Annotated in this window: 11 protein-coding genes; 6 read left to right on the top strand and 5 right to left on the bottom strand. The window is 60.1% G+C overall.

Going from position 1 to position 15,140, the window contains the following annotated elements:
* Nucleotides 1-7: 7 nt before the first annotated feature.
* The 3 genes from sufC to ACQY1J_RS11880 all read right to left on the bottom strand — a co-directional run bounded on the left by sufC (nt 8) and on the right by ACQY1J_RS11880 (nt 3,610).
* Nucleotides 8-763 (bottom strand): Fe-S cluster assembly ATPase SufC, encoded by a 756-nt coding sequence (gene sufC / locus ACQY1J_RS11890; protein ID WP_430251577.1) that lies wholly within the window; start codon nt 761-763, stop codon nt 8-10.
* Between the two features lie 63 nt (nt 764-826).
* On the bottom strand, nt 827-2,296 hold the full coding sequence (sufB, locus tag ACQY1J_RS11885; protein ID WP_184653217.1) for a Fe-S cluster assembly protein SufB: 1,470 nt from the start codon (nt 2,294-2,296) through the stop codon (nt 827-829).
* A gap of 147 nt (nt 2,297-2,443) precedes the next feature.
* Nucleotides 2,444-3,610, bottom strand: coding sequence for a cysteine desulfurase family protein (locus ACQY1J_RS11880; RefSeq protein ID WP_430251575.1), 1,167 nt, complete (start codon nt 3,608-3,610; stop codon nt 2,444-2,446).
* 255 nt (nt 3,611-3,865) lie between these two features.
* On the opposite strand from ACQY1J_RS11880, the gene ACQY1J_RS11875 reads away from it, so the two are divergent.
* A complete protein-coding gene (locus ACQY1J_RS11875; RefSeq protein WP_062456717.1) occupies nt 3,866-4,543 on the top strand; it encodes an alpha/beta hydrolase in 678 nt (225 codons plus the stop codon).
* Nucleotides 4,544-4,599: 56 nt separating this feature from the next.
* Here the strand turns inward: ACQY1J_RS11875 and ACQY1J_RS11870 are convergent, their stop codons facing one another.
* Nucleotides 4,600-5,802 carry a GGDEF domain-containing protein gene (locus ACQY1J_RS11870; protein ID WP_062580804.1) on the bottom strand — a complete coding sequence of 401 codons (1,203 nt, stop codon included), beginning with the start codon at nt 5,800-5,802 and terminating at the stop codon, nt 4,600-4,602.
* A gap of 207 nt (nt 5,803-6,009) precedes the next feature.
* Here ACQY1J_RS11870 and tyrS point away from each other — a divergent pair, with 207 nt between their 5' ends.
* Nucleotides 6,010-7,263: a tyrosine--tRNA ligase gene (gene tyrS / locus ACQY1J_RS11865; protein WP_430251573.1), complete on the top strand. Its 1,254-nt coding sequence runs from the start codon at nt 6,010-6,012 to the stop codon at nt 7,261-7,263.
* A gap of 52 nt (nt 7,264-7,315) precedes the next feature.
* Here tyrS and ACQY1J_RS11860 read toward each other — a convergent pair whose 3' ends face one another.
* On the bottom strand, nt 7,316-10,723 hold the full coding sequence (locus tag ACQY1J_RS11860; protein WP_430251572.1) for a DUF3971 domain-containing protein: 3,408 nt from the start codon (nt 10,721-10,723) through the stop codon (nt 7,316-7,318).
* Nucleotides 10,724-10,837: 114 nt separating this feature from the next.
* Between ACQY1J_RS11860 and bcp the strand changes: the two genes are divergently transcribed.
* From bcp to ACQY1J_RS11840, 4 genes are all read left to right on the top strand, one after another.
* A complete protein-coding gene (gene bcp, locus ACQY1J_RS11855) occupies nt 10,838-11,305 on the top strand; it encodes a thioredoxin-dependent thiol peroxidase (protein WP_092660865.1) in 468 nt (155 codons plus the stop codon).
* A 158-nt stretch (nt 11,306-11,463) separates the two neighbouring features.
* Nucleotides 11,464-12,771 carry a M23 family metallopeptidase gene (locus ACQY1J_RS11850; protein WP_430251570.1) on the top strand — a complete coding sequence of 436 codons (1,308 nt, stop codon included), beginning with the start codon at nt 11,464-11,466 and terminating at the stop codon, nt 12,769-12,771.
* 228 nt (nt 12,772-12,999) lie between these two features.
* Complete coding sequence (locus tag ACQY1J_RS11845; RefSeq protein WP_062456700.1) at nt 13,000-14,553, top strand: DEAD/DEAH box helicase; 1,554 nt, start codon at nt 13,000-13,002, stop codon at nt 14,551-14,553.
* Complete coding sequence (locus ACQY1J_RS11840; RefSeq protein WP_174196837.1) at nt 14,550-14,975, top strand: NUDIX domain-containing protein; 426 nt, start codon at nt 14,550-14,552, stop codon at nt 14,973-14,975. Before ACQY1J_RS11845 ends, ACQY1J_RS11840 begins: the two co-directional genes overlap by 4 nt.
* Nucleotides 14,976-15,140 lie beyond the last annotated feature (165 nt).

The following is a 15,140-nucleotide window of genomic DNA, read 5'->3' as shown; positions in this document are numbered from 1 at the left end:
CCGCGTCTCAGGCTGCTCTGCCGATGATGTCCGCGTAGCCATTGGCCTCGAGTTCGAGCGCCAGCGCCTTGTCACCGGTGCGGATGATCTGGCCCTTGTAGAGAACGTGGACCGTATCCGGCACGATATAATCGAGCAGGCGCTGATAGTGGGTAATGACGATCGTCGCACGATCCGGCGACTTCAGCGCATTGACGCCATCTGCCACGATCTTGAGCGCATCGATGTCGAGGCCGGAATCGGTCTCATCCAGCACGCAGAGCAAAGGCTCGAGCAGCGCCATCTGGAGGATTTCCGCGCGCTTCTTCTCGCCGCCGGAAAAACCGACATTGAGCGGACGCTTCAGCATGTCCATGTCGATCTTCAGCTCGGCAGCGGCTTCCTTGACGCGACGGATGAAGTCCGGCGTCGTCAGTTCGGCTTCGCCGCGCGCCTTGCGCTGCTCGTTCATGGCCACCTTGAGGAACTGCATGGTGGCGACGCCCGGGATTTCGACCGGATACTGGAAGGCGAGGAAAATGCCCTTGGAGGCACGCTCCGCCGGATCGAGCTCCAGAATGCTCTCACCGTTCAGAAGGACTTCGCCCTCGGTGACTTCATAGTCCGGACGGCCGGACAGGATGTAGGACAGCGTCGACTTGCCGGAACCGTTCGGCCCCATGATGGCAGCAACTTCGCCAGCCTTCACGGTCAGGTTCAGGCCACGGATGATTTCGGTGCCGTCTTCGGCAATGCGGGCATGCAGGTTTCTGATTTCAAGCATAGGTCTATCTTTCCGGATACTCTTTAGTGACGCGCCAGGCGCGCTATTCAAATGACAGGCCGATCAGCCGACGGAGCCTTCGAGCGAAATCCCGATCAGCTTCTGCGCTTCGACCGCAAATTCCATTGGCAGCTGCTGGATGACATCCTTGACGAAGCCGTTGACGATCAGGGCGATCGCTTCTTCTTCGGGAATGCCGCGCTGCATGACGTAGAACTTCTGGTCGTCGGAAATCTTCGAGGTCGTCGCTTCGTGCTCGATCTGGCCCGACGAGTTCTTCACGTCGATGTACGGCACGGTATGCGCACCGCACTTGTCGCCGATCAGAAGCGAATCGCAGTTGGTGAAGTTGCGGGCGTTTTCAGCCTTGCGGTGGATGGAGACCTGACCGCGATAGGTGTTCTGCGAAACGCCGGCCGAAATTCCCTTCGAGATGATACGGCTCGACGTGTTCTTGCCGAGGTGGATCATCTTGGTGCCGCTATCGATCTGCTGGTGACCGTTCGACACGGCGATCGAGTAGAACTCGCCGCGGCTATCGTCACCACGCAGGATGCAGGACGGGTATTTCCAGGTGATCGCCGAACCGGTCTCGACCTGGGTCCAGGAAATCTTCGAACGGTGGCCGCGGCAATCGCCACGCTTGGTGACGAAGTTGTAAATACCGCCCTTGCCCTGGGCATCGCCCGGGTACCAGTTCTGAACGGTCGAATACTTGATCTCGGCATCGTCGAGAGCAACGAGTTCGACCACTGCGGCATGCAGCTGGTTCTCGTCGCGCTGCGGCGCCGTGCAGCCTTCGAGATAGGACACGTAAGCGCCTTCTTCGGCGATGATCAGCGTGCGTTCGAACTGGCCGGTGTTCTTCTCGTTGATACGGAAGTAGGTGGACAGTTCCATCGGGCAGCGAACGCCCTTCGGTACGAACACGAACGAGCCATCGGTAAACACCGCAGCATTCAGCGTGGCGTAATAGTTGTCGGTGGCCGAAACGACGGTGCCGAGATACTGCTTGATCAGGTCCGGATGCTCGCGAATGGCTTCCGAGATCGACATGAAGATCACGCCGGCCTTCTGAAGTTCCTTTTTGAAGGTCGTGACAACCGACACGGAATCGAACACAGCATCGACGGCAACCCGCGGCTTGTCGACGCCCGCAAGGATTTCCTGCTCGCGCAGCGGAATGCCAAGCTTTTCATAAACGCGCAGCAGCTCGGGATCGACTTCCTCGAGCGACTTCGGACCGGACGTGGTCTTCGGCGCGGCATAGTAATAGAGATCGTTGAAGTCGATCTTGGGATAATCGACGCGCGCCCAGGTCGGCTCTTCCATTGTCAGCCAGCGCTTGTAGGCGTCGAGACGCCATTCCAGCATCCATTCGGGCTCCTGCTTCTTGTCTGAAATGAAGCGGATGATGTCTTCCGAAAGGCCCTTGGGCGCCTTGTCCACTTCGATGATGGTTTCGAAGCCGTATTTGTACTGATCGATATCGATCCCACGGACCTGATCGATTGTTTCCTGGACAGCTGGCATGTTCATTCTCCAAATCTTGCCGGTTCAAATTCCGGCAATTCTGTCATGTCTCCGGGAGGTTCTGTTCCTCCCGTATGTAGGCGCCAAAAGGCGGTTTTCACACCTTTAGGCAAGTAGAAAGTTGCGCTCGCACAAATTTGAGCGCTGTCACGCCGCAACGCCTTGGGCCTTGCGACGGGCTGCGATTTTGGCAAAAGCCGCAACCGCACGCGTAATGTCTTCGTCTGTCGTGTCGGGACCGAGCGAGATGCGCAGGGCACCCAGCTGTGGATCCCGGCCCATCGCCGTCAGCACATGGCTCTCGCCGACCTTGCCCGAAGAGCAGGCCGAACCGGCCGAAAGCGCGATCCCCTCGATATCGAAAGCGATCTGACCCGTTTCCGCTTTCAGCCCCGGCAGGGTGAAGAAGCAGGTATTGCCAACGCGGGGAACGTCCGCGCCATGGATCATCACATCGGCAGCAGCCTTGCGCATCTCGCCCTCAAGCCGATCCCGCAAAGCGCCGATACCGGCATTGCGATCATCGAGGTCTTCGCTCATCGCCGCAGCCGCCGCGCCGAAGCCGACGATCGCGTGAAAATTCTCGGTCCCCGAACGGTGACCCTTCTCCTGCCCGCCACCCCGGATCAGCGGCTTCGGCATCAGAACTTCGCCGCGCGAAATCAGGGCGCCGACGCCCTTCGGTCCGCCGATCTTGTGCGACGAGATCACCATGAAGTCTGCGTCCAGCCTCATGATATCGACCGGGATGCGACCCACGGCCTGCACCGCATCGACGACCAGAAGGCCGCGGTGCCTGTGGACGATCTCCGCAGCCTCCGCCACCGGCTGGATCACGCCCGTCTCGTTATTGACCAGCATCAGCCCGACCATCGGAAGGCCAAGAGAATGGTCATGCGCCACCAGCAGGTTATCGAGCCCCGAGAGATCCACGATGCCGGTGGCTGTCACCGGTATCTCGATCACCTGGGCAGGATCGAACCTGCCGCCTTCGCGGATTGCCGGATGCTCGATCGCCGAGACGTAGAGGCTACCGATCGCGACCGGCGAACGGCCCATCCGGTAGTCCGGCGTCAGAACGTGGTTCGATGCCTCCGTCGCACCGCTGGTAAAGGTAACATGCGCGGGATCTGCTCCGACCAAGGCCGCAACCTGGCGACGCGCCTTGTCGACGGCCGCGCGCGCCAACCGGCCCTCACCATGCACCGACGACGCGTTGCCGGGAAGCTGAAGGGCCTCCAGCATCGCGGCACGCGCCGGCGCGCTCAAAGGCGCGGTCGCGTTCCAGTCGAGATAGGTGCGGTTCAACGCCATTGCCTGATCAGATTCCGTCCCTAATTACCGTTGGGTCTCATCTAGGGTTGCCGCAGGCCGCATTTTTCTTGAAATTCCGGCCACGCTTGCCTTAAGAGACATCGCATCGGGCGCTGCCAAGGCGGCCCCAATTTCGAATGGTTCTAAACTGGGTTTTAGAAAAGCTGAGCGGCTTCGTCAAGTCAAACTCGACGGATGAACCGTGGATAGCAACCCAGTCTGGTATCAGATCACGTTTGACCGACCGGAGTACCGATGCCCGAAGTGATTTTCAACGGCCCTGCAGGCCGCCTGGAGGGCCGTTATCAGCCTTCCAAGGAAAAGAGCGCGCCGATCGCCATCATCCTGCATCCGCATCCGCAGTTCGGCGGCACGATGAACAACCAGATCGTATACCAGCTCTTCTACATGTTCCAGAAGCGCGGTTTCACGACGCTCCGCTTCAACTTCCGTTCGATCGGACGCAGCCAGGGCGAATTCGACCACGGCGCCGGCGAACTATCCGACGCAGCTTCGGCACTCGACTGGGTCCAGAGCCTGCATCCGGATTCGAAAAGCTGTTGGGTCGGCGGTTATTCCTTCGGCGCCTGGATCGGCATGCAGCTTTTGATGCGCCGCCCGGAAATCGAAGGCTTCATCTCCGTTGCGCCGCAGCCGAACATCTACGACTTCTCGTTCCTCGCCCCCTGCCCCTCGTCCGGCCTGATCATCAACGGCGACGCTGATAGGGTTGCGCCTGAAAAGGACGTCAACGGCCTCGTCGAGAAGCTGAAGACCCAGAAGGGCATCCTTATCACGCACAAGATCATCGAGGGCGCGAACCACTTCTTCAACGGCCAGACCGAGACGCTGATGGGCGAATGCGAGGATTACCTCGATCGCCGCCTCAATGGCGAACTCGTCCCCGAGCCGGCTGCCAAGCGCATCCGCTAAGACGACTCTGCATCGAAGAAACAAAAATGGCCGCGTTTGCGGCCATTTTTGTTTCTTCAGTTGACCGGTCGCACATGTGCCGCACGCGGACGCCCATCGTCTGACGTCGCTTCATGAACCCGGTTACGGCCGGCCCGCTTCGCGGCATAGAGCGCCACATCCGCCTGCCGGAACATTTCGTCGAGCGCGTCGGGGCTGGTGAGATTGGCGACGCCGAAACTCGCCGTGATCCTTGAGGTGGGTGGCAGACCCGCCACCGACATCGCCATCGTGCCGCCCCTCAGAGCCTGAGCCACCATCAGCGCCACATCCATCGGCGTGTTGGGAAGGAACACGGAGAACTCTTCGCCGCCCATCCGGCCGACGATTGCTTCTTTTGGCGCGCAGGAGGAAAGCAAGGTCCCAAAACTCTGGATCACCATATCCCCGGCATGATGCCCATAGGTGTCATTGATGGTCTTGAACCTGTCGAGGTCGCATAAAACCACCGCATGCGGTCCTTTTGGAAACGTCGCGATTGCGGATCTCACCCGGCGCTCGAAGCCGCGCCGGTTCGCAAGGCCCGATAGAGCGTCGCTTTCCGACACACTGCGTTCATCCGCCATGATTTCGAGGACCAGCACCGACAGCAGTGTCAGGCCGACCGCGACCATCAGAACAGCCGTCAGGCTCTGGGAGATCAGCGCATAGTCGGTGCGGATATAATCTGTCGCGACGGACCCGGCACCAACGGCAATCGCAAGTACGGCCTTCGCGATGAAGTGTACCCCTGTGACCGCAAGAAGCGCGCACACGACCTTGTCGATCAGCAGTTGCCGGTTCGAGCGCAACAAAGCCTGCAGAACCACGCCGGCGCTTGCGAGGATAACCAGGGCAAATGGAGTCTGGTAGGAAAATGCGTGAAGCGGCGTGCCGGGCCGCAGATCATAGACGAAGACGTTTCCGAAGGAGCTCACGGCGAACATCAATCCGGCAAGTCGACGGTTGATGCGAACGTCATAGAGACTGCCAATACCGAACAGCAGGAAAATCATGCCACCGAGAACGGTTGCAAAAGCTCCGATCGCCCAGGGACGCGGAAAGGGCAGATAGGCGACGGCAATCTCGCAAACAGCGGCCAGTGAAGCGACGCCGAAACCGGCCCCGAACCAAAGCGCGGCAACGCGCGACCGACTGCGGGTGGAAACAACCGCAAACACGATACAGAAACATATCGCGACGACGAAATTCACCCCCAGGAAAAAAACTGCCCCGTTCATCAACCCAACAATGCATTTAGAAAATAAGGAATGCCGCAGTCCTGCCTTCACCTTAGTGGCTTGGCAGAAAACAAAAGATTAATGAACCATGACGGCGTGTCACAGATAAGTGCAAGCGCATTTCGCTGCATTTTTGGAGTGATAAACCACCAAAACAGTGCTAGACGCCGGCTCTTAAGACAAAAAACGCATCCACAGAGAAGTAAGATGTCCAGGTTCAAGTCCGATTTCCTCCACACGCTCAATGAGCGTGGCTTCATTCACCAGATTTCCGACGAATCGGGTCTCGACGAACTGTTCGCCAAGGAAACCGTGACGGCCTATATTGGCTTTGACCCGACGGCACCAAGCCTCCATGCGGGCGGTCTCATCCAGATCATGATGCTGCACTGGATGCAGCAGACCGGCCACCGGCCGATCTCCCTGATGGGCGGCGGCACCGGCATGGTCGGCGATCCATCCTTCAAGGATGACGCGCGCCAGTTGATGACGATCGACACGATCGAAAGCAATATAGCTTCCATCAAGCGCGTCTTTTCCAACTACCTGAGCTACGGCGAAGGTCAGAAGGATGCGCTGATGATCAATAACGGCGACTGGCTGCGCGATCTCAACTACCTCGAATTCCTGCGCGATGTTGGCCGTCATTTCTCGGTCAACCGCATGCTGTCCTTCGACAGCGTCAAGACGCGCCTGGATCGCGAGCAGTCGCTGTCCTTCCTCGAATTCAACTACATGATCCTGCAGGCCTACGATTTCGTGGAGCTCAACCAGCGTTACGGCTGCCGCCTGCAGATGGGCGGCTCCGACCAGTGGGGCAATATCGTCAACGGGATCGACCTTGGTCACCGCATGGGGACGCCGCAGCTCTACGCCCTCACCTCGCCGCTTCTGACGACGTCGTCCGGTGCGAAGATGGGCAAGTCCATGAACGGTGCGGTATGGCTCAACCCGGACATGCTGTCGGCCTATGACTTCTGGCAGTACTGGCGCAACACCGAGGACGCGGACGTCTCGCGCTTCCTGAAGCTCTACACCACGCTGCCGATGGACGAGATTGCCCGCCTCTCAGCACTTGCCGGTTCGGAAATCAACGAGGTCAAGAAGATCCTCGCGACGGAAGTCACCGCCATGCTGCACGGCCGCGACAATGCCGAACAAGCGGCTGAAACCGCCCGCAAGACGTTCGAGGAAGGTGCGCTCGCCAACAACCTGCCGTCGATCGATGTCGCATCGTCGGAACTGGAGGCTGGTCTTGGCCTCCTGGCACTGATCGTCAAGGCAGGCCTTGCAGCCTCCAACGGCGAAGCTCGCAGGCATATTCAGGGTGGTGCCGTGCGCATCAACGATACGGCGGTCTCGGACGAACGCGCTGTCATCGGCACCGGCGACGTCACGGCCGACGGCGTGATCAAGCTGTCGCTCGGCAAGAAGAAGCATATCCTCGTCCGCCCGGCCTGAGTGCCAGCGGTCTGCAGAACAATGAAAAGGCCTCGTTCGCGAGGCCTTTTTTTTATTGGAACTCGAAGATCTGTCGGAACACGCCGGGTGCGATGATCGACAGCGGATTTATCGTTAGCTTCGGCTTGTCGAAGACGCCTTCGAGCTTGAAGGTGATGCCGATCAGTCCGCGGTCTCGTCCGTTGCCGAGGATGGCACCGATCAGCGGCAGTTCACCGAAAAGCCGGTTGATTCCATAGGCCGGCATGAAGGTGCCGGTCATGTCCATGCTGCCGCGGGCGTCGCGCAGCATGCCCTGAAATGTCGCGCCGATCTGCTCGCCACGAACGATGCCGTTGGCAACAGAGAGCGCACCGTTTCGGTAGACGAGCGAGGCAAAACCGCGCTGGAAGCGCGCGGCATTGAGATCGATTTCCTTCTTGACCGCCTTGCTGAGGCTTTCCCCATCCCGGCCCACAGGGGTCGACACCAGCGATTGCAGGCGCTGCTCGTCTACCAAAGCGAAGCTTCGGATGTCGACATTGCCGGCCCAGTCGGACCCTTGCGATCGCAGCCGCAAATTGAGAAGTCCGCCCCGCATGTTGTTGTAGATATTGGCAAACCGCACGACGGCGCCGGCGTCGCCGCTGGTCATCGAGATCGTGTTGCCCTTCGTTATGTCGCTGACAACGGCCTGCCCGCTTTCCGTTACGGCGGAAAGGTCGGCCGAGGCAATGTCGCCATCGCGTATCGCAAACAACAGAGTGACGTTCGACAAGGCCTCGTCGTTGAAGCCCACCATACGATCGAGCTTGGCACGGATCGTCGCGCCACCGCTGCTCTTGGCAGAGGAACCCGACCCACTTGTGCCCGGCGTAGCCGAGCGAAGTTTGGTGATGATAGGCCTTATATCGGCAGAGGATCCGCCGATCGACACATCGAAGACACCCTTCGACTGCTTCACCGCAACGCTGAAATTATCGGACGGCGACAGGCGGGCGCTCGAAAACTCCGCCGACGCGAGGCTACCATTGGTGAGGACGATATTGCCCTGCGCGCCAAACCCGTCGCCCACCAGTTCAAAGTTCTTGAGCTCTGTCCGCTGGAGGCCCTCCCCGGCAATCTCGAACTGCGCCTTGGCACCGACGCCGTTGCCCTTCGTCCAGCCGATGCCCGGGATCGAGAGCGCAGAGCGCGTCAGATCGAGGCTGACGCCTTGCCTGGTATCATCGAGCCTGGTCAGTTCCACGCTGATCGTGCCCTGGACGATCTCCGAGAGACCGGGCACCAGTTTGTCCCTCTGGCTGTCGCTGAGAACTGCCTTGATGACCTGTTCACGCTTGACAGTCGACGCGCTGTCGATCGGCTGCACGAGGGTGACGTCTGCAGGCACCTCGTCGATCGCAGCCTTCGCGCTCAGTCTGGCGGCCTGCGGATCGATATCGAGCGTGCCGTCGATATTGGAAATCTTGCGACCGGACACCGGCGTCGCCAGCGCAACGTCGCGCAGGTCCGCATGCGCATTCCAGACCGGCTTCGGCGGATTCTGGTCATTGACCAGACCAAACTGCGCCTTCACATCCACCTTGGCAGTGCCGGAAAAATCCGATGGCTTGAACTCTGTGTTTTTAAGGCCGTTGATGGGCTTGAAACTCGTGAGTTCCGCGATGGCATCCGCCGGCCCGCTCAGTTTCAGCGCGATATCGGCCATCAGCGGCTTCGCGTAGGTCGATGGGATCGAGAAACGCCCTCCCTCAACCTTGACCGCGCGCCCCGACGGAAAAAACGAACCCGCCTGCGTGATGTCGACCTGCATCGCTTCGCCCTTCAGGTCGAAACGGCCGTAGATGTCGCGAAGCGGCGGGATATCGGCGGGCAGGTTGACGCGCCCGTCGGCAAGGTCGAAACTGATCTGCAGTTCGTTGCGGTTGAGATCGAGCGGAACGCCCGGTCCCTTCATCCGTCCTGCCGGAATGAAGACGGCGATGGAGCCGTTGCTCAGCGTTCCCCCGAACATGTTTCCCATCACCCAGTCGCGTGCCTTGCGGGCCATCCAGAAGGGCCAGAGCTGCTTGATTGCAGTCACCTGCATCTGTGGCAACTGACCGCCGAAGCTGATTTCCGGAGACTGCGTGCCGAAGCGCACTTTCAGCGCAGCGGCCATCCGCCCAAGCGGACTGGACATCGCCATCTCGTCGAACTGCAACTCGCGATCGGCCGAGAGATAGCGTCCGACGGCTTTCAGATCGAACTGTGCCGGTTCTTCGGCGTTCGACGCGCCGGCTGCTGTTCCTCCGCTGACAAGGAGATCGAGGCCGAACCCCGGCCGGTGGTCTGCCGGATCGACCCTGTTGAGATCGACGACCGCGCCGGTGAACGGAAGGACAGTCGGGCCAAAACGCGCTTCCGATCTCTGGATTTCGATCGCGTCCTTGTTGAAATCATAGGCGACGTCGATATCCGCGCCGCTGAAGGGCTGCTCGATACTGTCGAAATAGAACCGTCCGGGCGACTGCTTGAGCTTTGCGGTGATGACCGGAACAGTGGTCTCGCGCGAACGGGTGGCAGCAAGTTCAAGATCGACGGCACTGTCCAGCCCTTCGCGCGGCATCCCGGCTGCATCCCGATGCAACAGGAAGGACGTCACGTCCAGCCCCATGAGCTTTGCGGAAAGTCCGGTCGTCACGCCTTCGATAGTCTGGGATCCTGCCACCAGCGTTGCCTGGCGGTCGTTAAGGCTGACGATCCCCCTGATATCGAGCTCGCCCTCGATGTTGCGCTGCATATTGAGCTCGTTGACGACGAACATCAGCGGCTTCTGGCCAGGGGCAGACGGCAGCACGATTTCGATGCCGGCAATCCGGACGAATGCGGTGCCGGTACGCTCGATCAGGCCGCGCACTTCATCAAGGCGCTGGAACGCCTGCTCAAGCAGCTTCGGCATCGCATCGACGCGAACCTGCGACAGCGCCATAGGGTCGCCTGCCGGCAACTGCGCCGTCTCCAGCCGAATGCCTTGCGCGGAAATGTTGTTGATGGAAACGCGACCACCGAGAAGCTTCATCGGATCGATCGCCATCCGCAGCGCTTCGGCACGGCTCAGCCGCTGACCGCTCGCTTGCTCGACGATATCCACGTCGCGCGCCTCGATCGCGATCCGCATCACCGAATCAAACCGGATCGCCGTCGAACCGACCGAAGCGACATAACGGGGCCCGATCGCGTTGTTGAGGGCCGACTGGGCCCGCGCCGTCAGCGCGCCGTCGACGACGCCGCTCTCGATGGCGACAATCGCAGTTCCGGCAGCAGCCAGAATCAGCATCGTAAACAGCAAAAAGGTCTTGCCCACGCGGCGCATGCGCGATCGGCGCGGTGGGCAGTGTACGATGATGGGATCTTCCGCCTGTGCAGAGGGAAGTTCGTGCAGCGGAACCATATCCTTGCGGTTGAAGCTGACCTTTTCGCCGCGAATTTCCGCCATCAGGCTGACATTACCTTCTCAAGACCCGCTGCAGCCTGACTAGACGCAACGGGCACCAATAGACTACCGATGGGCCGACAATTGCTCAAGATCCCGGCGAAAGAAAGGAAATTCATGTCTGAATTGGCCATTGGCGACATCGCCCCACAGTTCGATATTCCCCGCGACGGCGGTGGTACCGTCTCGCTGCAGACGTTCGCCGGCAAGCCGGTCGTTCTCTACTTCTATCCAAAGGACGATACCAGCGGCTGCACAACCGAAGCGCTGGCGTTCACCGCCCTCCTCCCCGAGTTCGAAAAAGCCGGCGCCGCCGTCATCGGCGTGTCCCCGGACACGGTGAAGAAGCACGACAAGTTCGTCGAGAAACATGCGCTCGCAGTGATCCTCGGATCGGACGAGGATACCGCCGTCGCAAACCTCTACAGCGTCTGGAAGGAAAAGAGCATGTACGGGCGCAAGTACATGGGAATCGACCGCACCACGTTCCTGATCGATGCCCATGGCCGGATCGCAAATGTCTGGCCGAAGGTAAAGGTTGCCGGTCACGCCGAAGAGGTGCTGAAAGCCGTACAGGCCCTGTAAGCCAGACACCTCCCTGTCGCATGTTGATGCGACAGGGAGGTGTCACGCCTCCTGCTCTGCGGCACGGAAAACAACGGTTTGTTAACTATAAAGCGGTCTAGTGCGGAGGAAGGATCACCGCGCACGACTCGTCTCATGCGCATCTTCAGGAGCAGAAGGTGGCAAACGGAACTCAAAGCCGCGTTTTTGGAAATCGTGCTCCCGAGCACGTTCTCATTCTCGCAAGCGGCGAAAAGATCCGCCACATGACGATCCGCCCCTGGATGGCGGCAGTCTCCGCCTGCGTCGTCGGCGCGTTGGCGATCGGATATCTCGGCGCCACCAGCTATCTCGTGATCCGCGACGATCTGATCGGCGCAACGATGGCGCGCCAGGCGCGCATGCAGCATGATTACGAAGACCGGATCTCTGCCCTGCGCGCCCAGCTCGACCGCATCACATCCCGCCAGTTGCTCGATCAGCAGGTCGTGGAGCAAAAGGTCGAGAAACTGCTTGAACAGCAAAACGCCCTCTTTTCGCGGCACGGCAAGCTTGGCTCGCTTCTAGACCGCGCGGAAGAATTGGGCATCGTCCCGTCCGCCGGCACCTCGTCGTCACCAGCTTCAGCCTATCAGGCAGAAGGCAAGGACAAGCAGGCATCCGTCAGTCATGGGCTGGACGCGATCGAAGGCCTGTTGTCGAACCATTCCGCTCCGGCGGATCTCGGCGTCGCCAATCCATTGGCCTACACCCCGCTTCGCGAAAATCTCGCGGATCGAGCCGACCGCATCTTTTCCAAGGTGACTCTGTCCTTGAAGGACATCGAGAAGCGCCAGATCGTCAAGATCGCCGATCTCACCACTGGCGCATCGCAGACGGCAGACGCCATCACGTCCATCCTCCGGCGTACGGGCGTGCAGGTCGCGGCCGCTCCTCCGACCGAACCGGACCCGGGTATTGGTGGCCCCTACGTCCAGCCTCAGCTGTTCTCGGACACGTTCGACACATCGCTCGATGATCTCGATTCCGCGCTCAACCGGCTCGAAAGCGTCCGCGACGTGGCGCGCGAGCTGCCGTTCGGAAACCCGGCCCCCGGCCGTTCCGTCACCAGCCGGTTTGGTAACCGGATGGACCCGTTTGTCGGACGCCTCGCGCTGCATGCAGGCATCGATTTTCAAGCCGAGACCGGTGACGACGTGAAGAGTACGGGCGCCGGCAAAGTCGTTGTCGCCGGTCCCTCAGCAGGCTATGGCAATCTGGTCGAGATCGATCATGGCCAAGGCATCACCACGCGCTATGGCCACATGTCGCGCATCCTTGTCAGAGCCGGAGAGACTGTGGCTCCCGGCGAGGTGATCGGACGTGCAGGCTCCACCGGACGGTCCACGGGACCGCATGTTCATTACGAAGTGCGACGCGACGGTTCGCCGGTCGACCCCGTGCATTTCCTGAACGCTGGTATGAAGCTCGACAATTATCTCAATTAGGCCGCAAAGATGCGCGAGAGGTCCGGAATGGGTCATGCGTTGCGAAACTGAGCGCGTTCGACAACACATTGGAAGCCTTGCCGCCTCTATTCACCACATCCGGCAGCAATATTCCGGGATTTCTTGACTTTCCGGCATTTTGGTCCTATGTCGCGGGCCAGTTGTCGTACGCCAGTTACCGTCGGCACCGGATCACTTCCCCGAATTGCAACGGAAACAGATTTCCCTTTGACCACATTCGCTGATCTTGGCCTTAGCCAGAAAGTACTCTCTGCAGTCACCGACTCGGGCTACACCATCCCGACACCGATCCAGGCTGGTGCCATCCCCTTTGCCCTGCAGCGCCGCGATATTTGCGGCATCGCGCAGACGGGAACAGGCAAGACGGCATCCTTCGTGCTGCCGATGCTGACACTTCTGGAAAAAGGCCGTGCCCGCGCCCGCATGCCACGGACGCTGATCCTCGAGCCGACCCGCGAACTCGCGGCACAGGTCGCCGAGAACTTCGAAAAATACGGCAAGAATCACAAGCTGAACGTCGCTCTCCTGATCGGCGGCGTGTCGTTCGACGAACAGGATCGCAAGCTTGAGCGCGGCGCCGATGTGCTGATCTGCACGCCAGGCCGCCTGCTCGACCACTGCGAGCGCGGCAAGTTGCTGATGACCGGCGTCGAGATCCTCGTGATCGACGAAGCCGACCGCATGCTGGACATGGGCTTCATCCCGGATATCGAAAAGATCGCCAAGATGATCCCGTTCACGCGTCAGACGCTGTTTTTCTCGGCAACGATGCCGCCGGAAATCCAGAAGCTGGCCGACCGCTTCCTGCAGAACCCGGAACGCATCGAAGTGGCAAAGCCTTCTTCGACAGCAACGACGGTGACGCAGCGTCTGGTCGCCGCCCACAACAAGGATTACGAGAAGCGCGCAACGCTTCGCGACCTGATCCGCGCGCAGGACGACCTGAAGAACGCGATCATCTTCTGCAACCGCAAGAAGGATGTCGCCGATCTCTTCCGTTCGCTTGAGCGCCACGGCTTCTCGGTCGGCGCGCTCCATGGCGACATGGACCAGCGCTCGCGTACCAACATGCTGGCAGGCTTCAAGGACAACCAGATCACGCTTCTGGTCGCCTCCGACGTCGCAGCGCGCGGTCTCGATATTCCCGACGTCAGCCACGTCTTCAACTTCGACGTTCCAATCCATGCGGAAGACTATGTCCACCGCATCGGCCGTACCGGCCGTGCAGGACGGTCCGGTCGTGCGTTCACGCTTGTGACAAAATCCGATGCTAAGTATCTCGATGCCATCGAAAAGCTGATCACTCAAAAGATCGAATGGCTGAACGGTGACATCGCTGCCCTGCCGGCACCGATGGAAAGCAGCGACAAGGGTCAGGAACGCGGCCAGGGTCGCGATCGTGGCGGCAAGCGTGGCGAGCGCGACAAGGATCGCGGTCGCGGCAAGCGCGCCGAGCAGACCAGGAGCGTAGAAGCTCCGGTCAAGATTGCAGAACCGACGAGCCAGGATGATCGGAGCCAGACGGAAAATATGATTGAAGCCAGGGTAGAAGACGTAAAGCGCGAACGTAGCGCCGACAGGAAGCCGCAGAACAATGGCGCACAACGCGCTCCTCGCCCGGCCCCTGCTCCGAATCCTGCCAATGACGACAACCGCGAGCGTCGCCGTCACTACCGCGACCACGATGACGGCCCGACACCAGTCGGTTTCGGTGACGACATTCCGGCATTCATGCTGATCGTCGCCAACGCCAAGGTCTGAATTTGTCCTTGAGACCCGGCATAGACTTTCCCGGCGTCGGCGCCGGGTTGGTCATTTTGCGGGATGATGGGAGGGTTCTCCTCTGCCGTCGCCTGAAGGCGCCGGAAGCCGGTTACTGGAACATCGTCGGCGGCAAGGTCGATAAGATGGAGCCGTCCGCGGATGCGGCACGTCGTGAGGCCGAGGAAGAAACCGGCCTGTCGATCGGCAAAGTTGAGTTTCTCTGCACGACTGAACAGATCCTCCCGGAAGACGCACAACACTGGATCTCCATGATCTACGTCACACGCGATTTCTCCGGCGAGCCACGCTTGACCGAACCGGACAAGCTTTCGGATCTGGGATGGTTTGACCCTGCCGATCCGCCGCTGCCACTCTCGGTCTTCTCGATCCGCGCATTTGAACATCTTTCCAAAATCTGAACACACAACTTCCAGCCCGCGGCGGACGTCGATAAAACAGCAACGCAAAAAGCCGTCCCGGTTTCCCGGAACGGCTGCCCGTGATGAAATAGCGTTGTATTTTACGTCAGATGGAAACGCACCGACTGCTCGGTAAGCCTGCATCCCCCATTACGATGCCTATTT

Origin of the sequence: Neorhizobium sp. DAR64860/K0K1, from assembly GCF_050500205.1 — a bacterium.
Lineage (GTDB): Bacteria > Pseudomonadota > Alphaproteobacteria > Rhizobiales > Rhizobiaceae > Neorhizobium > Neorhizobium soli.
The sequence above is the reverse complement of the archived record's forward strand: the minus strand, read 5'-3'. Positions and strand labels throughout refer to the sequence as shown.